The sequence below is a fragment of the Pectinatus haikarae genome (assembly GCF_015732185.1).
GTDB lineage: Bacteria > Bacillota > Negativicutes > Selenomonadales > Selenomonadaceae > Pectinatus > Pectinatus haikarae.
Window position 1 is genome coordinate 389,206 of record NZ_WIQM01000004.1, and the last position, 20,279, is coordinate 409,484.

The 20,279-nt window shown below is 38.0% G+C and carries 20 protein-coding genes and 2 pseudogenes; 20 read left to right on the top strand and 2 right to left on the bottom strand.

Features of this window, described 5'->3' with window-relative positions:
* Positions 1 to 25 precede the first annotated feature (25 nt).
* A pseudogene (locus tag I6758_RS03020) lies at positions 26 to 1,221 on the top strand (IS256 family transposase).
* Positions 1,222 to 1,306: 85 nt separating this feature from the next.
* On the opposite strand, the pseudogene I6758_RS14860 reads toward I6758_RS03020, so the two are convergent.
* A pseudogene (locus I6758_RS14860) lies at positions 1,307 to 1,808 on the bottom strand (IS1/IS1595 family N-terminal zinc-binding domain-containing protein); the annotation flags it as partial.
* A 219-nt stretch (positions 1,809 to 2,027) separates the two neighbouring features.
* Here I6758_RS14860 and I6758_RS03030 point away from each other — a divergent pair.
* The 17 genes from I6758_RS03030 to I6758_RS03110 all read left to right on the top strand — a co-directional run bounded on the left by I6758_RS03030 (position 2,028) and on the right by I6758_RS03110 (position 18,617).
* Positions 2,028 to 2,993: a glycosyltransferase family 2 protein gene (locus tag I6758_RS03030; protein ID WP_196603714.1), complete on the top strand. Its 966-nt coding sequence runs from the start codon at positions 2,028 to 2,030 to the stop codon at positions 2,991 to 2,993.
* 26 nt (positions 2,994 to 3,019) lie between these two features.
* Positions 3,020 to 3,919 (top strand): aldo/keto reductase, encoded by a 900-nt coding sequence (locus tag I6758_RS03035; protein WP_196603715.1) that lies wholly within the window; start codon positions 3,020 to 3,022, stop codon positions 3,917 to 3,919.
* A 24-nt stretch (positions 3,920 to 3,943) separates the two neighbouring features.
* Complete coding sequence (locus tag I6758_RS03040) at positions 3,944 to 4,729, top strand: sugar phosphate isomerase/epimerase family protein (protein ID WP_196603716.1); 786 nt, start codon at positions 3,944 to 3,946, stop codon at positions 4,727 to 4,729.
* 9 nt (positions 4,730 to 4,738) lie between these two features.
* Positions 4,739 to 5,878 (top strand): FAD-dependent oxidoreductase, encoded by a 1,140-nt coding sequence (locus I6758_RS03045; RefSeq protein ID WP_196603717.1) that lies wholly within the window; start codon positions 4,739 to 4,741, stop codon positions 5,876 to 5,878.
* A gap of 2 nt (positions 5,879 to 5,880) precedes the next feature.
* A complete protein-coding gene (locus I6758_RS03050; RefSeq protein ID WP_196603718.1) occupies positions 5,881 to 6,819 on the top strand; it encodes a glycosyltransferase in 939 nt (312 codons plus the stop codon).
* Between the two features lies 1 nt (position 6,820).
* The gene (locus I6758_RS03055; RefSeq protein WP_196603719.1) at positions 6,821 to 7,243 is read left to right on the top strand and encodes a GtrA family protein; all 423 of its coding nucleotides are present in this window, start codon (positions 6,821 to 6,823) and stop codon (positions 7,241 to 7,243) included.
* A 32-nt stretch (positions 7,244 to 7,275) separates the two neighbouring features.
* Positions 7,276 to 8,337 carry a glycosyltransferase family 2 protein gene (locus tag I6758_RS03060; protein ID WP_231038487.1) on the top strand — a complete coding sequence of 354 codons (1,062 nt, stop codon included), beginning with the start codon at positions 7,276 to 7,278 and terminating at the stop codon, positions 8,335 to 8,337.
* A gap of 13 nt (positions 8,338 to 8,350) precedes the next feature.
* Positions 8,351 to 9,469: a glycosyltransferase family 1 protein gene (locus I6758_RS03065; protein WP_196603721.1), complete on the top strand. Its 1,119-nt coding sequence runs from the start codon at positions 8,351 to 8,353 to the stop codon at positions 9,467 to 9,469.
* Positions 9,469 to 10,551 carry a hypothetical protein gene (locus I6758_RS03070; RefSeq protein ID WP_196603722.1) on the top strand — a complete coding sequence of 361 codons (1,083 nt, stop codon included), beginning with the start codon at positions 9,469 to 9,471 and terminating at the stop codon, positions 10,549 to 10,551. The genes I6758_RS03065 and I6758_RS03070 overlap by 1 nt, the downstream gene beginning before the upstream one ends.
* 189 nt (positions 10,552 to 10,740) lie before the next feature.
* Positions 10,741 to 11,841, top strand: a complete 1,101-nt coding sequence (gene glf / locus I6758_RS03075) for a UDP-galactopyranose mutase (RefSeq protein ID WP_196603723.1) — start codon at positions 10,741 to 10,743, stop codon at positions 11,839 to 11,841.
* Between the two features lie 9 nt (positions 11,842 to 11,850).
* The gene (locus I6758_RS03080) at positions 11,851 to 13,305 is read left to right on the top strand and encodes a flippase (RefSeq protein WP_196603724.1); all 1,455 of its coding nucleotides are present in this window, start codon (positions 11,851 to 11,853) and stop codon (positions 13,303 to 13,305) included.
* A gap of 40 nt (positions 13,306 to 13,345) precedes the next feature.
* Positions 13,346 to 14,221: a glucose-1-phosphate thymidylyltransferase RfbA gene (rfbA, locus tag I6758_RS03085; RefSeq protein WP_196603725.1), complete on the top strand. Its 876-nt coding sequence runs from the start codon at positions 13,346 to 13,348 to the stop codon at positions 14,219 to 14,221.
* Positions 14,222 to 14,422: 201 nt separating this feature from the next.
* Positions 14,423 to 14,944, top strand: a complete 522-nt coding sequence (locus tag I6758_RS03090) for a hypothetical protein (RefSeq protein WP_196603726.1) — start codon at positions 14,423 to 14,425, stop codon at positions 14,942 to 14,944.
* A 151-nt stretch (positions 14,945 to 15,095) separates the two neighbouring features.
* The gene (locus I6758_RS03095; RefSeq protein ID WP_196603727.1) at positions 15,096 to 16,580 is read left to right on the top strand and encodes a PAS domain-containing sensor histidine kinase; all 1,485 of its coding nucleotides are present in this window, start codon (positions 15,096 to 15,098) and stop codon (positions 16,578 to 16,580) included.
* Positions 16,552 to 17,121 carry an ANTAR domain-containing response regulator gene (locus I6758_RS03100; RefSeq protein ID WP_196603728.1) on the top strand — a complete coding sequence of 190 codons (570 nt, stop codon included), beginning with the start codon at positions 16,552 to 16,554 and terminating at the stop codon, positions 17,119 to 17,121. The genes I6758_RS03095 and I6758_RS03100 overlap by 29 nt, the downstream gene beginning before the upstream one ends.
* 10 nt (positions 17,122 to 17,131) lie before the next feature.
* On the top strand, positions 17,132 to 17,788 hold the full coding sequence (gene cobC, locus I6758_RS03105) for an alpha-ribazole phosphatase (RefSeq protein ID WP_330998012.1): 657 nt from the start codon (positions 17,132 to 17,134) through the stop codon (positions 17,786 to 17,788).
* 145 nt (positions 17,789 to 17,933) lie between these two features.
* A complete protein-coding gene (locus tag I6758_RS03110; RefSeq protein WP_196603729.1) occupies positions 17,934 to 18,617 on the top strand; it encodes a hypothetical protein in 684 nt (227 codons plus the stop codon).
* A 97-nt stretch (positions 18,618 to 18,714) separates the two neighbouring features.
* Here the strand turns inward: I6758_RS03110 and I6758_RS03115 are convergent, their stop codons facing one another.
* On the bottom strand, positions 18,715 to 19,275 hold the full coding sequence (locus tag I6758_RS03115) for an N-acetylmuramoyl-L-alanine amidase family protein (RefSeq protein ID WP_196603730.1): 561 nt from the start codon (positions 19,273 to 19,275) through the stop codon (positions 18,715 to 18,717).
* A gap of 247 nt (positions 19,276 to 19,522) precedes the next feature.
* Here I6758_RS03115 and I6758_RS03120 point away from each other — a divergent pair, with 247 nt between their 5' ends.
* Together I6758_RS03120 and I6758_RS03125 are read left to right on the top strand one after the other, a co-directional pair.
* Complete coding sequence (locus I6758_RS03120) at positions 19,523 to 19,975, top strand: phage holin family protein (RefSeq protein ID WP_196603731.1); 453 nt, start codon at positions 19,523 to 19,525, stop codon at positions 19,973 to 19,975.
* A 62-nt stretch (positions 19,976 to 20,037) separates the two neighbouring features.
* Positions 20,038 to 20,262: a DUF1659 domain-containing protein gene (locus I6758_RS03125; protein WP_196603732.1), complete on the top strand. Its 225-nt coding sequence runs from the start codon at positions 20,038 to 20,040 to the stop codon at positions 20,260 to 20,262.
* Positions 20,263 to 20,279: the final 17 nt, after the last annotated feature.

A 20,279-nucleotide genomic window follows, 5' to 3' on the forward strand; every position in this document is an offset into this window, starting at 1 on the left:
CAAACCCAAAAGGAGTTGAAAACAGATGGCTTACTCCCATTCTACCTTACCTTTGAAAAAAATGCTATTACAATTCATGATCAAAGACGATCCAATGCTCGCTATGCTCAAGTGGCTTTGTGAAAAACTCATGGAAGCCGAAGTGGATGCAAAACTTAATGCTGCCAAGTCGGAAGGAACCGATGAACGGTCTGGATACCGTTCCGGCTATCGTGTGCGCCGCTATGATACTCGCATGGGAACCATGTATTTGTTCGTTCCGAAACTAAGGAAGGGCGGCTATATTCCTTTTTTCGTCACGGAGAAAAAGCGTTTAGAAATGGCGCTCCTGCAGATTATTCAGGAAGCCTATGTAAATGGCGTTTCCACCCACAAAATCGAAAAGCTGGCCAAAAGTTTAGGCATTGATTCGATCTCCCGCAGCCAAGTATCCCAGATCACTAAAGAGCTTAATGATCAGGTCAAGGCTTTTCGAAATAGATCGCTACAGAAGACCTATCCCGTGTTATGGGTAGGTGCCTTGTATGAAAAAATTCGCTATGATCACCGGATACAAAATATGGCGGTAGCCGTCGTAAGCGGTCTGGATGAAACGGGCCACCGCGATGTATTAGCCGTTGAGCCGATGCAGGAAGAATCCACCGACACTTATAAAGCCGTCTTTAAAAAGCTCAAACAACGAGGTTTAGAAAATGTGTGGCTAGTCGTTTCCGATGCCCATAAGGGCTTGGTAAAAGCGATCAATGAATCTTTTTTGCAATGCGCCTGGCAGCGGTGTAAAGTCCATTTCATGCGAATATATTGGCTCATATTCCGGCAAAGAAAGAAGCATAGTTTGCTGGACGACTGAAGCAAATCTGGCTGCAGCCTGATTATGACAGTGCCAAAGAGTATGCTCATTCTTTTATAGAATCTGTTGACAAATCCTATCAGGAAGCGATAGCCGTTTTAGAAGATGGCCTGGAGGATTTACTGCAGTTTTATGATTTTACCCCAATAGACTTTCGTAAAATCGCTTCTACCAATATGTTGGAGCGACTCAATCGGGAAATTTGTCGCAGAACAACCGCCGTCGGAATTTTCCCCAGTATGGATTCTTATATCCAGCTGGTTACAATATACCTGATCGAATACAGCGAAGACTGGTCAATGAGTCACTGCTATATTAAGCCGGATACACTGCAACAGGTTCAAGAAAAAAGACATAAATCCGTCGCTTAATCTCTGGCGTTATCTTGAATTTTGCTAACTACTATTGACACTAACTTCGTCCGTCGGAGTTGAAATTAAGCATTGGCATCAATTAAAGTGCAATATTTTGAAACAAAGGCGCAAATTTCGTATATCAGTTGCTGATGGTGGTGTGAGAAACCTGAATATTCATGACAGTCCGCAGAATCAGAGCAATATTGCGGAAAGAATCCTTGCTCAAGTGAAATGTTGACAACGCCGTCAGAATGACATGCACAAGATAACGCATCCGATTGAAATTGATTTTCCCTGACAATTTTGACATTGAAGGTACTGTAGCGACAGTTGGTTCAGGGATAAAAATGGAATGGTCGCATTTCTTGTCGCAGCACTGGTGGTTTGAATAGTACTTATGGTTATGATGAAGAAACCTGGCTTTTCCGCAGACAGAGCAAATCGGATAAAAAACGTATGCATGGCCTTCTGAGTTTGCCGACCGTATGAGTATCCGGCACAAATTGATGCCCGCATATACGGCAAAGATATTTCTGATTTCCATTTTTATCTTTGCCATAACGATAAAAGTTTTGATGATTGTTGCATTTCGGACAGTAAATCTGATATCATTTTATCATGAGAATTCATCTCCTTTCGGTAAGTACAGTGTTTGCGATAAAACTGTACCAGAAGGGCTGATGAGTTCTCAACTTTCATTTAACTTTATAATACGTGAATTTATTGCTGGAGTTAATATGAATGAAATAAAGTAGATAAATACCGTTAAGCATATAAATCATTGGGAAGATAATAATTTTTATTGGAGTGATAATAGACAAGTGAAAAAAGTAATATCGGTCGTTGCACCAATGTATAATGAAGAAAAATTAGTACAAGAATATTGTAAAACTACATTAAATACTTTGGCTGCAATTTCAAATATATATAATGTAGAACTACTTCTAGTAAATGATGGATCTAAAGATAAAACTTATGAAAAAATGTTATTAATGCAACAAAAATATATGGATAAAATAAGTATTATAAATCTATCGAGAAATTTTGGCCTGGAAGGAGCTGTTAGTGCTGGTTTAAAAAAAGCAAAAGGTGATGCTGTAGTGGTTATGGATGCTGATTTACAGGATCCACCTGCACTTATACTCGAAATGGTTAAAAAATGGGAAAATGGAATGGATATAGTTGTTGCTAGTAGAATAAAACGTAGTAATGATACACTATTTAAAAAATTGAGTGCAGGGTGTTATTATAAAGTTCTAAATTTTTTATCAGGAAAATTGAAATTAGAAAAAAGCGCTGCTAATTTTCGCTTATTATCAAGGAGAGCTGTTCAGCAGATATTAGAATTACCAGAGGTGAACAGGGTTTTTAGAGTTATAGTTCCATTTATCGGAATGAAAACAGCTGTGGTAGAATATGATAGAGACAAAAGATTTGCAGGAAAGACGAAATATAAATTTGCTTCTATGTTAAGATATGCACTTGATAGTATCACAAGTATCTCAATTGAACCATTGAGAAAAATTGTTTTTATGGCAATGATTTCATTTGTAATTACAATAATTACGTTGTTGGGAGTTTTATTTACTCAATATCCTTGGAATATTGCTTGCTTTATAGTGACAATAGTTTCATTTTTATTTACATTGTTATTTATGGTTTTGACTATTATTGGTGAGTATATAGGGCAAATTATGATCGAAGTGAAAAAACGCCCTACGTCGATTATAAATGAATATTTACCATGGCAACACGAAAATAGTCTAGAAAGGAAAAATGACAAATGAAATACGTACGATTAGGAAATTCTGGATTGAAAATAACAGAAATTACTTTTGGAACAGCTTTAACAATAGGAACAGAAAATAAAAATATAAATTTTGCCCAAACAATGATTGATACAGCGTGGGATTTGGGAATACGATCGTTTGATGTATCAAATAATTATGGAATGGGAAACGCTGAAACTTTGACAGGACAGGCTCTAAAGAAATATCCGCGGCAAGAATATGTTATATCGACAAAAGGCTCATGGCCGATAGGGGAAAGTACGTATCATCGGGGTCTTTCGCGCAAACATATTTTATGGGCTTTTGAAGAATCTTTAAGAAGATTGAATCTTGAATATGTTGATGTTTATTATGCACATCGATATGATGATGAAGTTTCTATGGAAGAGATTGTTAGAACGTTCAATTATTTAATTAATGAAGGAAAAATACGATATTGGGCAACGTCAGAATGGCCAGAAAATGCATTGGAAGAATGTCACGAAATTTGCGATAAATTACAAATGGAAAAACCTATTGCAGAACAATTTATATATTCATATGCACTTACTAAGGCTGAGCAAAATGGGGTAAAAATTTTTTGTGATAGTCATGGTGTTGGTACTTTAGGATTTTCTCCATTATGTCAAGGCTTATTGACAGGCAAATATAAGAATGGAGTGCCTAAAAATTCTCGTATAGAAAAAAGTGATAAAATAGGATATCATAAAACGGCGAACTTCTATGAACAAAATAAAAAACGTATAGATCATTTTGTTGATATTTGTGAAAAATTTAATATAAAAGGCAGTCATTTGGCTATTTTATGGTGTTTGCGCAAGCGAATTTATCCTGTGCTAGGGGCCAGTTCACTTCAACAGTTACAGGAAAATATAGCTGCATTAGATATTGAAGTACCCACAGAAATCTGGAATAAATTATAAGGTATAAATTAATGGGAGGATAATATGAATTTAGCCATATCTAATATTGCTTGGAGTAAAGAAGATGATAAAATAGTTCAGCCTTTTTTACAGAAAAATGGCTTTAGTGGTATGGAAATAGCACCTACTAGAGTGTTTCAAGAGGATCCGTATAATTATTTAGACAAAGCAATTCTTTTTGCACAAAAACTGAAAGAAGATTATAATCTGTCGATAGTTTCTATTCAGTCCATTTGGTATGGAAAAACAGAAAATATTTTTAATAGTACACAGGAGCGAGAAATTTTATATTCCTATACAAAAAAGGCTATTGATTTTGCGGTCAGTATGGGGTGTGATAATATCGTGTTTGGCTGCCCTAAAAACAGAATAATAATAGATAAGAATCAATATGAAGTAGCAATTGATTTTTTTTCCAGACTTAGTGAATATGCTCATGCAAATGATGTAATTATAGCTATAGAGGCAAATCCCGAAATATATAATACAAACTTTTTGACTACTACTTCAGAAGTTTTAAATTTTGTAAGAGATGTCAATATGCCGGGACTTGCTGTGAACTATGATTTAGGGACAGTGATTTATAATAAAGAAAGGTTGATTACAGCAAAAGATATGAAATATGTGAATCATATTCATATAAGCGAACCTTTTTTGAATAAAATAAGCATAAGAGAGATACATAAGAAATTAAGATTATTAATTAATGATTCTAATTATAAAAAATATGTATCAATCGAGATGAAAAACTTAAATGATACTGATGTGGTAAAAAAGTGTGTAATAGATACTTTTAATTTATTTAAATAGAGGGATTACATGTCATATGATAAAATTATTATAGGTGCAGGGTTATATGGCTTATATGCAGCAAATTTTTGTGCAGAAAAAGGTGAAAAAGTTCTCGTATTAGAATATGATAAAGCACCTTTTATGCGAGCAACTTATATAAATCAAGCTAGAGTACATATGGGATATCATTATCCTCGGTCAATTTCTACAGCGACAAAGTCAGCACATTATTTTGATCGTTTTAATAAAGACTATGGTTTTTGTATTTATTCTAAATTTGATCAAATTTACGCCACATCAGCAGCTTTTTCGTGGACTGATGCGGAACAATTCAAAAGTTTTTGTGAAAATGCTGGGATATATTGCGAAGAAGTAAATACGGACAGATATTTTAATAAAGGTATGTGCGATGGGGCCTTTTTAACTAAAGAATATACATATGATGCCCAATTGTTGAAACAATATTTTAGGGATAAACTAATAAAATATACTAATGTTACTGTTGAATATGGTATACGAATAAAATCAATAATACAGAAAACGAATTGTTTCGATATTCATTTAAATGATGGAAGAATGTATTCTACTGATTTTTTGGTTAATGCTACATATGCTTCTAGCAATCAGATCATTTCTATGATGCAGGATGAAAAATTGAAAAGTAAGCAGTATGAAGCTTTTAAGATAAAGTATGAATTATGTGAAATTATTCTATGCGAAGTAAGTGAAAATTTAAAGGATACCGGTATTACGGTCATGGATGGCCCATTTTTTTCCATTATGCCTTTTGGTAAGACAGCGTATCATTCTTTGACAGCAGTTACATTTACACCGCATGTAACGAGCTATGATAACCTGCCAAAATTCGAATGCCAAGAGAAAGCTGGTGATTATTGCAGTAGCGTACAATTAGGAAACTGTAATGATTGTCCGGTAAAACCACAGTCAGCATGGTATTATATGTCACAGATGGCAAGAAAGTATTTAAAAACCGAATACGGATTTAAATATAAAAAATCACTTTTTTCTGTGAAACCAATATTACAAGCATCAGAAATTGATGATTCAAGGCCGACTGTCGTAAGGAAACTATCGAATATGCCGGTATTTATAAGTGTTTTGTCAGGCAAAATAAATACGGTATATGATTTAGATGAGGTATTATGAGAATGGAAAAAAATAAAGAAAAGAATTTTTTATCTGTTGTTGCCTATATCAGGAATAATGAAAAAAATATTGAAGGATTTATGGAACAGATAAATAGCATTTTGAAAAAAAATTTCGATAAATATGAAATCATTTTAGTGGATGATGCATCAGATGATAATAGTGTTTCTATTATAAGAAAAATAGCAAAAGAAATAAAATCCTGCACTGTGCAGATAATACATATGAGTCATTATCATGGTAATGAATTGGCGATGAATGCTGGTGTACAATTGTCTATAGGGGATTTTGTTTTTGAGTTTGATAATGTTATTATAGATTATGACAGTAATTTTATAATGGATACTTATAGGTGTTCATTAAAGGGGTATGACATAGTTAATGTATCTCCGGAAATTGTGAAAAGTAAAGGATCGCAGTTATTCTATAAGTTATATAATAATTTCTCTAATAATCAATATAAATTAAAAACAGAAAGCTTTAGGATTTTATCTAGGAGAGCAATCAACAGGATATTTTCTATGAGTAAAACTATTCCTTATAGAAAAGCACTCTATGTCAATTGTGGATTGAAGCAGGAGACATTATATTATGCTGCAAAAAATATGTCTGTAAATATTGATAATGAGATTAGACATTATAGATATAAAATGGCAGTAGATGCTTTGATTTTGTTTACTGATATTGGATATAAAACAGCGTTTTTATTAACCTTAATAATGATGGTAATAAGTGTTTTTATAGCAGTATATACAGCATTTATATTTATTGCAGAAAAACCTGTTTCTGGCTGGACAAGTATGATGATTTTCCTGGCCATTGGTTTTACAGGAATTTTTGCAGTATCGGCAGTAATAATAAAATATTTAGACCTTTTAGTTGGATTGATTTTCAAAAGAAAAAATTATACTATTGAATCTATAGAGAAATTAACAAAATAATATGGTGAATAAATATATCAAATCTTTTATAGAGCGATTTTCTAATATTTATTTTGAAATATTGCGATTTTTACTGGCGGGAGGTTTTTCCTTCGTAATAGACTATAGTGTGTTGTACATTCTAACGGAAATATTTGATGTAAACTATCTTATTTCAGCGGGAATATCATTTTCATTGGCCACTATAGTAAATTATGGTTTATGCGTGAGATATGTTTTTAAAAATGCAGGAGATGTAGGTAGAAAGGGTAGAATTGTGTTTATTGGCTCAAGTGTGGCAGGACTAGGACTAAACCAAATTTGTATGTATTTCTTTGTTACAATAATGGGTGTGTATTATATGTTTGCAAAATTTGGGGCTACTGCAGTTGTAACGATTTGGAATTATATTATGAAAAAAAAGGCAATAAAAAAAGAGGTTTAGTATTTGATGATAAAGGGAGTTTAAAATTTTATATGAAAAAACAACCTTTTTTCAGTATAACAATGCCAGTTTATAATAGTGAAGGATATCTTTCTAAAGCGATAGAGAGTATTCTAAATCAAACCTTTACCGATTTTGAATTGATTCTGGTAGAGGATGATTCAAATGATAATAGCTATGTAATTTGTGCGAAATATGCATCCAAAGATGATCGAATCATTTTAAAACGGACTGCGGAACATCTGGGAGTGGCTAATGTTCGTAATGAAGGATTAAAATGGATCTCTGGAAAATATTTGACATTTGTTGATTCTGATGATTTTATTGATAATGATTTATTGGAAATAGTACAAAAAAAACTATCGGAACATAAAGTACAGGTTTTAAAATATGGCTGTATTGAAGAATATTATACTTCTGAAGGAACTTTGGCAGGAAGTAAAGAGATCGCTCTGCGGGAACAATATATAACTAATATAACAGAAATTAGAAGACATATTTTAGAAATCGAACAAATGCCCTTGTTTGGGTATTTATGGAATTCTTTTTATGATATTAAAGCGCTTAAAATCAAGGAACGCAGGTTTGATTTGGAATATGAAGTAAATGAAGATTTCATGTTTAATCTGAATATTTTTGACGATGTAGAGTACCTATATTGCTTAAATAATTGCGGATATCATTATGCAAAAAGAGTAAGCAATAGTTTATCTACTAAGAAAAACAGCAAATATTATTCACTGCATATGGCAAAAATAAATAATTTAATAAAGAAATATGAAAAATGGTGCTTATTGAATAATATAGTTTTACAAAATATTTTTTGGTTATATACGCGCTATATTTATTCTGCAATTGCCAGAAGTATAAAAGAAAATACTGTTCGGAATATATTTTTATTCTTAGATGAAATTTTTGAGTCTGAATTGTTCTTACAGTATCGGACCGTTAATTTTTCAGATGCGCTATTTAAGCAAAGGATATTGGTAAATGTTTTAAAAAGCAGGAAAAAATTTTTGATTATACTAATGTGTGGTTGTATAAGCTTTGTAAAAAATCATTTTAGATTAATGTTTGCACGGATAAAGAGATAAGGATGCAGGGAAAATGATAAATGTACTTCAGGTTGGAATGACCGCCAATATCGGCGGAATGGAAACATATTTAATGAATCAGTACAGACATATCAATAAGACTTTGCTGCATTATGACTTTGTTAATATTACTGCAGATTCTTCCATCGCCTTTGAAAATGAGATCTTAAATAATGGGAGTGAAATTTACAATATATGCCGGCGCAGTCGTAATCCTCTGAAACATTATTATCAATGGTGGAAGCTGCTGGCAAATACAAGGGGAAAATATGATGTAATAGTTTTTAATACATGTCATCTCTATTATGTTTTTCCATTATTTATTGCAAAATTTTTTGGAATACGGAAGCGTATTGTTCATTCTCATAATAATGGTGATGAGATTAGATTAAGTGTCTGGAGAAAAAGTTTAATTGCAATCAATAAGAGGATACTTTTTTTCAGTGCTACGGATTATTGGGCGTGTTCCGCGTCGGCAGGAAAGTGGATGTTTGGTGTAAGGCCATTTGTAATAATCCATAATGCTATAGAGACGAGTAAATTTAAGTTTAACAAATTAATAAGAGATAAAAAGAGGCGGGAATTGTCTCTGCACGGAAAATTTGTCATAGGCCATGTCGGAAGATTTTCTTATCAAAAAAATCATAAATTCTTATTGGAAGTATTTGGAGAGGTCAGCAAAGCAATGAATAATGCAGTGTTGATGTTAGTGGGAGATGCTGCAAAGAGTGATAAATTAATATGGCAAGAAATTCACAGCATGATTGACAGAATGGGACTGCAGGATAAAGTATTGTTTATGGGGATGCGGGATGATGTGAATGAGCTTATGCAGGCTATGGATGTTTTTGTTTTTCCTTCCAGATTTGAAGGTTTAGGAATAGTGGGAATAGAAGCGCAGACGGCGGGACTGCCATGTTATTTTTCTCAATTTGTATCCAGAGAAATTAACTTAACGAATTTAGTAAAATATTTGCCGTTATGCTTAAATGAATGGATACACAATATTTTAGAGTGTAAAGTGCATAATCGGTGGGATATGTCCGATAGAATAAAAGAGATGGGATATTCTATTGAGCAGGAAATAAGCCAGATTGAAGAAAATTTTCGAGCAGAAGTCAGGAATCAGTGATGAAAGATATTTCAAAATCCAATTATAATCATGTCAAAAAGAACTGTATTGTCCTTATTGAACAAAATGGTGATCATTTTCATGCTGGTAGTAAAGCTCGAAATGATGTGGACACGATTTTCAATAAATTTGGGTTTAAAAAATTATTTAATTATTCATTAGACAATAATATTGATGGAACGGCTTCTAAAAGTATTATTTATTATATAAGCCGCATGATAAATTGTTTAAAAACATATTGTTCTTTCCATGGTGTGGAGGATAAGATTTTGTTTGTTCAGTTTCCGTCTTATTCACCATCAGTATTGAGGGGGGCAATGAGAAAATTATATGAGAAGAATAATACTGTTTTTTTGGTTCATGATGTTGATCTTCTCAGAAACTTTGGGAAAGCAGAAGATGAAATAGAAATTTTAAATTCAGCTTCGGTAGTGATTGTGCATAATGAATTTATGGCATCTAAGCTGCAGCAATATGGACTGCTAAATGCACATATTGTAAATTTGGAGCTGTTTGATTATCTTGTTGAGAAATCGGTAAAAGAGAAAAATTTTGAAAAGGCAGTAGTCTTTGCCGGAAATCTAAAGAAATCACAGTTTTTATCTGAATGGGTTAAGACCAAAAAAAAATATGCTTTAAATTTATATGGCAATGGGTTAAATGAGGATTGGGTATTATCTGATACCGTGAATTATTGCGGGGCATATCCGCCAGAAGTTCTTCCACATAAAATTTCTGGAGGATTTGGGTTGATCTGGGATGGAGTTGGTACAAAAACCTGCGATGGAGATTATGGAGAATATTTAAAATATAATAATCCCCACAAACTCTCTCTGTATATTGCAGCCGGTATACCAGTAATTGTCTGGAATAAGGCTGCAGTGGCAGCTCTGGTGAAAAAGTATAATATAGGGTATTGTATTGAAACTTTGGATGAAATAAATAATATTATGGATAAGATTGACTTTGACAGATATGAATTATTAAAAACCAATATAAAAATTTTGCAAAAAAAAGTGCTGAATGGAGAATTTTTATCTAATGCAGTTAATCGAACACTGGAGTGGATTGTCAACACATAGTCTATAATGGTCCCATAAATTAAGACATTTTTCGAACACGTTTATAATGAACCTGATATATAGAAAATGAGGCTGCTGCAGAAAGTGATTTTATTCATTCACTGCCAGTCTCATTTTTTGCCTTTAAAATATGATATAATAATGTCATAAATCAAGATGGTTACTTTGTTGAATGGGGTTTGTGATATTATGAAATATGATTATTTGGTTGTTGGGACAGGCTTATTTGGTGCGGTATTTGCGCATGAGATGACAAGAAACGGTAAAAAATGTCTTGTTATAGATAAGAGATCACATAAGGGCGGCAATGTATATTGCAGAGAAAAGGACGGAATTAATCTGCATGAATATGGCGCGCATATTTTTCATACCAGTGATAAAAAAGTTTGGAATTTCGTCAATCAGTTTGCGGAGTTCAATAATTATATAAATTCTCCGATAGCAAATTATAAGGGAGAGTTTTATAATTTACCGTTTAATATGAATACTTTTCATAAAATGTGGGGCGTAAATACGCCTGCTGAAGCCGCGGCTAAAATAAACGCTCAGAAGGCTTCCGTACGCGGTAAGCCTCAAAATTTAGCTGAACAGGCAGTGAGCCTTGTAGGAACAGATGTTTTTGAGAAGCTTATAAGGGGGTATACGGAAAAACAGTGGGGCAGAAAGTGTGAAGAACTTCCTGCTTTTATTATAAAACGGCTTCCGGTAAGATATATTTACGATAATAATTATTATAATGACAGATTTCAGGGAATACCTATGGGCGGCTATAATAAAATAATCAATCATCTTTTATCCGGAAGTGATGTGGAATTAAACAGGGATTACAGCGAACATCGCGGCGATTTTGCCGGGCTTGCCGAAAAAATAGTCTATACAGGCGCAATTGATGAATATTTTGGTTATGTATTGGGAGAACTTGAGTATAGAGGGCTGCGTTTTGAAACAACGCGTCTGGAAATAGAAAATTATCAGGGCGTGGCAGTAATGAATTTTACAGATAGTGATACTCCATATACGAGGATAATTGAGCATAAGCATTTTGAGTTCGGCAATCAGACTGTAACCTATGTGACAAAAGAATATCCAAGCAGCTGGCAAAGGGGCGGTGAGGCATATTATCCCGTCAATGATTTGAGTAATCAGGAACTATATATAAAATACAGGGCTTTGGTGGATAGGGAGAAAAATGTGATTTTCGGCGGACGTTTGGCAGAGTATAAATATTATGATATGGACAAAGTTATTGCATCTGCACTAACTGCTGCGTCAATTGAAAATAACGGGTAAGCAGATTAAATGGCAAAAAGTGTAACGCGTAATTATTTATATAATGTCATATATCAGGTTCTGGCATTGATTACACCTTTTATAACAACACCGTATATATCAAGAGTATTAGGCGCCTCAGGCATAGGTATATACAGCTACACGTTTTCCATAGTTACATATTTTGTTATATTGGGTTCGCTGGGGATTGCGGATTATGCGCAGAGAGAGATAGCGTATAATCGTGATAATCCGAAAAGACAGAGCAAAGTATTTTTTGAAATGTTTCTTTTACGTATTATTACTACGGCAGTGAGCCTGATTTTATATTATTGGTTCGTATCTGTGAAATTTGATGATAAGAGTATGTATTATTTGCAGGCATTAAATATTGTATCATTGCTGTTTGATATTTCTTGGTTTTTTCAGGGACTTGAAGAATTCGGGAAAATTATTTTGAGAAATATTATAGTCAGGATATTTAATGTTGTGCTTATATTATCCTTTATAAGAAGAGCTGACGATTTATATCTCTATATTTTTTTGATGGGAATAATGAATATAATCGGCGGCATATCCATGTTTCCTTATTTACGGAGACATCTTTGCGGCTTCGATATAAGGGGATTTAAACCATTCCATGATTTTCGTGTGATTATACAAATGTTCTTACCGCAAATAGCTATACAGATGTATACTGTTCTTGATAAGACAATGCTGGGTGTCATAACCGGTTCATCTTTAGAGAATGGCTATTATGAGCAGGCGGAAAAGATTGCTAAGATTCCGCTTACCATTGTGACTGCGCTGGGTATAGTTATGTTGCCGCGCATTTCATATTTATATGCCAATCATGATTATGAAAAACTGAAGTGGTATATGATGCGCTCATATCGGTTTGTCTGGTTTTTAGGAATTCCATTGATGTTTGGCATTATGGGTATAGCTGAAAATGCACTGCCATGGTTCTTGGGACAGGGATTTGACGAATCGGTAATTTTGCTGCAGGTGTTTAGTGTGCTGATAATTGCAATAGGGTTAAGTAATGTCACAGGCATACAATACATGGTTCCGACAAACCAGCAAAATAAGCTTTCAATAACTCTGCTGGCAGGAGCTGCCTTTAATTTTGTGATGAATTTGTTTATGATTCAACATTATATGGCGCTTGGGGCAGCGATAACTTCTGTTATTACAGAAGTGTTGATTACAGTGATGCAGTTCATTTTTGTTAGAAAATTTTTTAGCATAGAGGACATTATAAAAATGTCTGCAAAATATTTTGCCGCGGGAGTGATAATGTTTGTGGGGATATATATGATGGGCAGGAGTTTACTGCCGGTATTCAGGAATACAGTTTTTCTGGTTATGTTTGGAGCTGTATTATATTTGGGAATTCTGTATTGGATGAAGGATAAATTTTTTCTTGGTATGTGCTGTAAAATAAGAGATAAATACAGAATATTCATCTGCAAACGGTTCTGATTGAAGTATCAATTATGTCATTTTGCTTTTTCAGGGGGTAATGTTTTTGAAAAAAGGAATAATTTTAGCGGGCGGCTCGGGAACGAGACTTTATCCGCTGACAGGAGCGATCAGCAAGCAGCTGATGCCCATATACGACAAGCTGATGATTTACTATCCATTGAGTACGCTGATGCTGGCGGGGATAAAGGATATTCTTATTATCACCACGCCGCATGATAATGAGCTTTTCCGGATTGTGCTCGGTGACGGCAGTCAATGGGGGATAAACATTTCTTTTGCTGTGCAGCCCAGTCCTGACGGATTGGCGCAGGCATTTATCATCGGTGAGGATTTTATCGGCAGTGACGGCTGTGTGCTGGTACTCGGCGATAATATATTTTATGGAGCGGATTTTGCTGCGCTGCTGCAGAGAGCGATCGCATATGAGGATGGGGCAACAGTTTTTGCTTACTATGTGAGCGATCCGGAACGTTATGGAGTGGTCGAATTTGACGCGGAGGGAAATGCCGTCAGTCTGGAGGAAAAGCCCGCACAACCAAGATCCAATTATGCCGTTACGGGGCTTTATTTTTACGATAATCGGATCGTCGATATAGCGAAACAAATCAAGCCTTCAAAACGCGGTGAGCTGGAAATAACGGATGTCAATAAAATATATTTGACTGACAGAAAGCTGCGTGTGGAAAAAATGAGGCGCGGTTATGCATGGCTTGATACTGGCACGCATGATTCACTTTTACAGGCGGCCAATTTTGTGCAGACTGTTCAGGTGCGTCAGGGTTTAAAAATAGCCTGCCCGGAAGAGATCGCCTATCGCATGGGGTATATCAGCGCGGAACAGGTGCTCAGGCTCGCACAGCCCTTGTGTAAGAGTGAATACGGAAAATATCTGCTGCAGCTTGTGTGTGAATAATACATGAAATAAAGAGACCAGGCAGAGGAAAGATGCCGGGTTTTGTAAAAGTCAGATTATTTTGTTTACTGAAAAATATTATCATGCTATAATATGAGCTATAGCATGATAATATTGGATTTTTCTGTACTATTGTGGATATGCGGCAACTGGATACTATTTTGATATTATCAGCTAAATTTAGAGAAAGTTGGTAATAATATGGAAATTATCCGGGATAGGGATATCGCAGCCATTTTACCGCGCTATACTTCTTATGGCGACAGGACGGTTGTTATTGATGCTGCAGGGCGGGAATTCACATATTCTTTCAAGCCAAATACTATTTTAACAAAGATAGGTTCAAGGCGCTGCAAGGATGTGCATCTGCTGCGAACCTGGGCACGGGGATTTACCTATCAGCAGCTGTGGCTGCCGCTGGGCTTCAGCTGGGAGCTGGTGCTTATTCCTCTGCGCACCAGAGCGGCCAAGATAAACGGCGATGCTACTGTCAGTTATTTTAATTTTATCTATATAAATCATCTGGAGCAGAAGAACGGACAGGTCTGTATTGTCATGGAAAACGGTATGAGTTTTCCTGTACTTTGGGGACTCGGTACTGTGCGGAAGCATTTAAAGGATGCGATGCTGCTGCATTCTATGCTCACGCATGAACTGGATGACATGCTCTGGCTCAGGCTGCATCGGGCGGCAGGGCTTCATTCTGCGTGCAGAAACAGGTGAACAGGATTTTTGCATAATATGAAACAAAAATGCTGAGGCTTGTATTTTTTCGGGAAATCGTTTATCATATAATTTATATTTCAATTCGGCAATGGGGCCTGAGCAATAAGTGTATTTTGCTCAGGCTCTATATTTTTGGACAGGTGATTATATGAACAGCAGGCTGCGCGGGCTTTGCCTGCAATTTACCGGCTTGACAGATAAAGACATAGAACAGCTGGAACAGGTGGAGGGACAGCTTCCCCTGTGGGCTGCTCTGGTGGATACGGATCTTTTTATAGATGCGCCTTTATCTTCGGGAAACGACAGCATTGTTCTGGCGTGGGCATGTGAAAATAAGAAAAAATCTCTTTATCGCAAGAGCGTAGTGGGGGAGATAGCTACTGCCGGACATGAGCCGGCTGTTTATCAGGCTCTTTTTGCGGATGCGCGTGTAGTTGACACAAGAGGCGTGAGCCAGGAGGGTGTGCCTATTTCCCAGACCGTAACGCCGATAAAAAACAGGACTGGGAAAAATATAGGTGTGCTCATCATGGAAAAAGATATTTCGCGTGAGCTGCGCCAGCAAAAGCAAGTGTTGTTTTTGACTCAGACCGCCGATCATTTGAGTCAGACGCTGATGTCGCTCACGACAACAGGCTGCGGCTGGGATGAATGGCTCGGCAGCGGTATTTTTGTACTTGATCCGCTGGGGCAGATAACGTATGCGAATAAGCAGGCTATGACTCTGGGGGAAAATCTCTGGCAGAAAAAAGAAGTGATGGGAGAAAATCTGCGGGAGTTTTTAAAATATGCCTCTCTGCAGGATATGGTGACTGCGCTCAAGACACCGCAGAATTTTCAATACGCGGCCGCGAGTTTTCTGCTGCGGGCGCATCCTTTGGTGGCGCACAGTGATCTGAGCGGCTGTGTAGTATCCATACAGGATATTACGGAGCTCCGCCGCAAGGAAAAACAGCTTGATATGCAAAGCATAATGATAGCTGAGATAAATCACCGGGTAAAAAATACGCTGCAAAATGTTATTTCGCTGCTGCATATGCAGATACGGCGCACGAAGGAAAAAGGGGTCAGAGAGGAATTTCTGAGCTGTATCAACAGGATATTAGCCATAGCCAAGGTGTATGAAGTATTTACCTATCAATCGCGGGATCTGGTGAATCTGCGAGAGCTCGCGGCATATATTATGGAGAAAATTATTGAGAGCAGCACTTTGCCGCAAAATACAATGCGCGGCACTGTCGACGGACCGGAGGTTTTTATACATGCCAGACAGGCCGTGCCGGTGGCTTTGGTGCTTAATGAACTTATATCAAATGCGGTAAAGCATGGTTTCTGCGGACAGGAGAAAGCTGCCCAGATAAATATATGTTTGGGCAAAAATGGTGATCTGGCACATATAAAGGTCCGGAACAGCGGCAAACTGCTTACGGCTGTTCCGGCTGTGCCAGCGGGCAGAAGAGAAAGTCTGGGGCTTTATCTGGTAAGGCTTTTTGTTTGTGAGCAGTTGAAGGGATCATTTTCTTTATATAATAAGGATGAATGCGTAGTTGCGGATATTTCTTTTCCGCTGTGGGGATTAAGCAGTGCTGAGGGGGAGAATACGGATGAAATCGTTGTCCATTTTGGTGGCTGAGGATGAAGTAATGATTCGCACGGATATAGAAGAAGCACTTGAGGACAGCGGACATGTGATCTGCGGCAGCTGCGGTGACGGAAAAACGGCGGTTGATCTTGCCAGACAGTTTCAGCCGCAGCTTGCAGTGATGGATATAGCCATGCCGGGCATAGATGGTCTGGAAGCTGCAAGTGCCATGCACTCCATGGGGATACCCGTGGTTATCGTTACGGCAAACAGTCAGGCCGGGTTTTTGCAGAGAGCCGAAAATGTGCATGTTTACGGTTATATAATCAAACCGATTTCTGAGCAGAATCTTTTGGCAACTGTACAGATTGCCTACGCCCGCTGGCAGGAATTTGTGAAAACGATATCTGAACTAAAGCAGACAAGACAAATATTGCAAGATCAGAAAACGATAGGCAGAGCCAGATCAATAATACAGGATCGTTTCGGCATTTCTGCACAGGAAGCGCACAGACGCCTTGTCCAAATGGCGATGAAAAAGCAGATGACTTTGGCGGTTGCAGCGGAAAAAGTGATCACACAGGCAAAATAAGAGGGGTGCTGTGGCTTATATACAGGGGAAAATAACGGTGACAAAAATAATACTTGTCCGTCATGGACAAACAGAATGGAATGCGCAAAAACGGTTTTATGGCTGGACGGATATCGGTCTGTCGGCAAAAGGAGGAAAGCAGGCCCGTCTGTTGGCCGAGAATTTTCCCGAACGGCAGGTGGATCTCATATACTCCAGTGATCTGACGCGTGCCAGTGATACGGCTGCATATATAGGAAAGCAGTTCAGCTGTGAGGTGAGGACCGATCGGCAGCTGCGCGAAATCAATTTTGGTAAGTGGGAAGGACTGCTCTATGATGAGATATTGGCGAAATGGCCCGAGGAGATGCGGTTTTTTTTGTCACGCCCGGATATGCTGAAAATACCTGATGGAGAAACTTTCTCTCAGGTGCAGAAGAGGGCTGTTGCAAGAATAAGTGAGATCGCCGATGCCAATGCGGGAAAAAATATAGTGGCGGTCACACATGGCGCATTTATAAATGTGTTGCTTGCAGCATCACTGCGTATACCGCTGCGGCATCTTTGGTCCTTACAGCAGGAAAATACTTCTGTCAATATTCTTTACTACCGTGAGGGCAGCTGGCAGGTCGAACTGGTGAACGGAACAGCGCATCTTGGAATTGATGAAATGGCAAATACACATTGAGGATATGCCTTCTCAAGGCCTGATTTGAAAATAATAAGCACTGTCATGAATAAGTTATATTTTTGACTTACTTTTGTCAAACTTCTTTTGTATTATAAAAATTGTTAAAACGAACGATTGATTTTATGGAGGAAGGATGATAATAATGATTAATTTTTCAAAGAAAAAAATGGGTGCATTGGCTATAGGGACTCTTATGACTTTTGGGGCTGCTTTTCCGGCATTGACGGAGGCGGCAAGCTATAATTCTAATTGCGGGGGCAGCGGTGACGGCGGCAGACCGCCTATGATGGAAGGCTGGGGCGGACATCAGGGCGGACCGGGTCAGCATTGGCTGTCACCGGAAATGGAAAAGGAACTGAATATAAGCAAAAGCGATCTTGACAGTTACAAGGAAAAAGGCTACAGGCGCGGTGATGTTGTACAGGCAGCCTTTATAGCTAAGGCAAGCGGGAAATCGCTGGATAAAGTGCTGAGCTACAAGACAGATGACACCACCTGGCAATATGTTATGAAGAAAGCAGGAGTTACCGAGGATCAATTAAGGCAGGTTCATGAAGATTTGTTTGCGGACACTGTTTCACAGCAGACAGGCACGGATAAGGGGACCGTGCAGGCGCTGCAGCAGCAGGGCTATCACGGAAGGGATATCATGATGGCTGCACAGCTGGCAAAAGCCTCTTCCAAGCCGATCAATGATGTTCTGGGCATGAAAAAAATTAATAACAGCTGGAAGGATGTCGCCGATAGTCTTGGGGTAAACTGGGACAGCTTCAGACAAGATATGATGGCCGGTCATCATGGCTGGGGCGGCAATGATAAAAAGTAAACGGATCTGAGTAATATTTTATAAATTGAGAATATATGTACGGCAAACCGCGGCAGAATAATTTTATTCTGCCGCGGTTTGTTGTTTTTGCAGTAATTTAAAGCAGACACCAATAATCTGTAATACCGCGTGCGATAGCTGATGTAATGGTATCCTGCCGGTCGATCAGCAGTACGGCATCTTTATCATTATCGATAAATGCCGTTTCTACAAGTACGGCAGGCATCTCTGTACAGCGCAGTACGGCAAGATCGGGACGTTCTTTGATACCTCTGTCTGGAAAAGATGCATCGAATTTTTGCAGTGTATCGGCAAGCTGTTTTTGAATAAGCCACGCTAAAGTTCCGGCGGAACTGCTTTCGGCGCAGCAGAGTGTTTCCGCACCGCGGACGGCAGTGTTGAAGCTGTTGCAATGCAGAGAAATAAATATATCGGCCGGCCAGTTATTGGCCGCGGCGCAGATGTTCGGCGCGGGCGGTTCTTCACCGCATAAATTGCAGCTTTGCAGCAGACGGACGGAGCAGCCGGCGCTGCGCAGTTTTTTTGCAAGTAATTCACCAAAGGATAATGCAATGTCGCATTCCCGCAGGAGCAGCGATCGATTTATGGCACCGCTGTCGATGCCCGGCATATGGCCGGGATTAATAAATACCTTCATGATTACAATCCTCCTCAATTATATTTTCATATTAATCCGATGACTAACCCGCTCTAATATTCCAGCTTCTGCAAGCGGAGAGTAAAGAGCGGCTAAGTCCCTGGATAATTTCGACTACTATTCAGGCGGCATCAAAATGCCGTCTGAATTAAGTCTCCATTAATACATGCCGTAAACAGGAAAATTTACCAGCAGTTATGGTATTTTTTTACTCTGGAAGCATATATATATTGAGGAGGTGAAAAAAATGGAGGATGCAAACAGAACTCTTTGGCTGACCGATTTCTTTAAAACATTTTTACCGGAAAGGACAGCTGTGGCGATAAATGCAGCAGTGTCTGCCGCAGGCATGGTTTTTTCCTATATGACAGGGCAGGCCGACAAAGCTATGGAAGCATTGCTGATAATGATGGTGCTGGATTACCTGAGCGGAATCATTGCAGCATGCATAGCACCGGGCTGCGGTTTGAGCAGCTGCAGAGGTTTTAAAGGAATAGTCAAAAAAATACTGATGCTGCTTATGGTCGCAGCGGCACATTTTGTTGATTATGCGGTCGGCAGGGAGGTTGTGCGGGAGATGGTGATTTTTTTCTTCATCAGCAATGAAGGGCTGTCAATTTTAGAAAACGCTGCCAGGGCAGGGCTGCCTGTACCGGAAAAATTTAAAAGAAAGCTTGGTCAGCTGGGCGGGAAAAAATAAAAAAATTACTTGTATTTTTTGCGAGTTGAGGCATGTATAAGAGTGAAAGGAGGGGGAAAAGAATGGCAGCGATAAAAAAAGATCAAAGCACAAGTCTTATAGTAAAAGTGCAAAACGGTGTGACCGAGAGCGGACAGGCAAAATACGCACAGCGCAGCTTTGCCTCGATCAATCCGGCCGCAAGTGATGACAATCTGCTGGCAGCCGGTACAGCTATCGGTGCGTTGCAGTCACATGCTGTTGGTATGGTCATGCGTCAGGATGTGTGTACGCTCGGAGAAGAATGAAAATGCGGGCTGATAAA

Bases quoted from the DNA above. Each gene is read 5' to 3' on its own strand.
- I6758_RS03040 (WP_196603716.1), top strand. From the start codon at position 3,944: ATGAATTTAGCCATATCTAATATTGCTTGGAGTAAAGAAGATGATAAA.
- I6758_RS03045 (WP_196603717.1), top strand. From the start codon at position 4,739: ATGTCATATGATAAAATTATTATAGGTGCAGGGTTATATGGCTTATAT.
- I6758_RS03050 (WP_196603718.1), top strand. From the start codon at position 5,881: ATGGAAAAAAATAAAGAAAAGAATTTTTTATCTGTTGTTGCCTATATC.
- I6758_RS03055 (WP_196603719.1), top strand. From the start codon at position 6,821: ATGGTGAATAAATATATCAAATCTTTTATAGAGCGATTTTCTAATATT.
- I6758_RS03060 (WP_231038487.1), top strand. From the start codon at position 7,276: ATGAAAAAACAACCTTTTTTCAGTATAACAATGCCAGTTTATAATAGT.
- I6758_RS03065 (WP_196603721.1), top strand. From the start codon at position 8,351: ATGATAAATGTACTTCAGGTTGGAATGACCGCCAATATCGGCGGAATG.
- I6758_RS03070 (WP_196603722.1), top strand. From the start codon at position 9,469: ATGAAAGATATTTCAAAATCCAATTATAATCATGTCAAAAAGAACTGT.
- glf (WP_196603723.1), top strand. From the start codon at position 10,741: ATGAAATATGATTATTTGGTTGTTGGGACAGGCTTATTTGGTGCGGTA.
- I6758_RS03080 (WP_196603724.1), top strand. From the start codon at position 11,851: ATGGCAAAAAGTGTAACGCGTAATTATTTATATAATGTCATATATCAG.
- rfbA (WP_196603725.1), top strand. From the start codon at position 13,346: ATGTTTTTGAAAAAAGGAATAATTTTAGCGGGCGGCTCGGGAACGAGA.
- I6758_RS03090 (WP_196603726.1), top strand. From the start codon at position 14,423: ATGGAAATTATCCGGGATAGGGATATCGCAGCCATTTTACCGCGCTAT.
- I6758_RS03095 (WP_196603727.1), top strand. From the start codon at position 15,096: ATGAACAGCAGGCTGCGCGGGCTTTGCCTGCAATTTACCGGCTTGACA.
- I6758_RS03100 (WP_196603728.1), top strand. From the start codon at position 16,552: ATGAAATCGTTGTCCATTTTGGTGGCTGAGGATGAAGTAATGATTCGC.
- I6758_RS03110 (WP_196603729.1), top strand. From the start codon at position 17,934: ATGATTAATTTTTCAAAGAAAAAAATGGGTGCATTGGCTATAGGGACT.
- I6758_RS03115 (WP_196603730.1), bottom strand. From the start codon at position 19,275: ATGAAGGTATTTATTAATCCCGGCCATATGCCGGGCATCGACAGCGGT.
- I6758_RS03120 (WP_196603731.1), top strand. From the start codon at position 19,523: ATGGAGGATGCAAACAGAACTCTTTGGCTGACCGATTTCTTTAAAACA.
- I6758_RS03125 (WP_196603732.1), top strand. From the start codon at position 20,038: ATGGCAGCGATAAAAAAAGATCAAAGCACAAGTCTTATAGTAAAAGTG.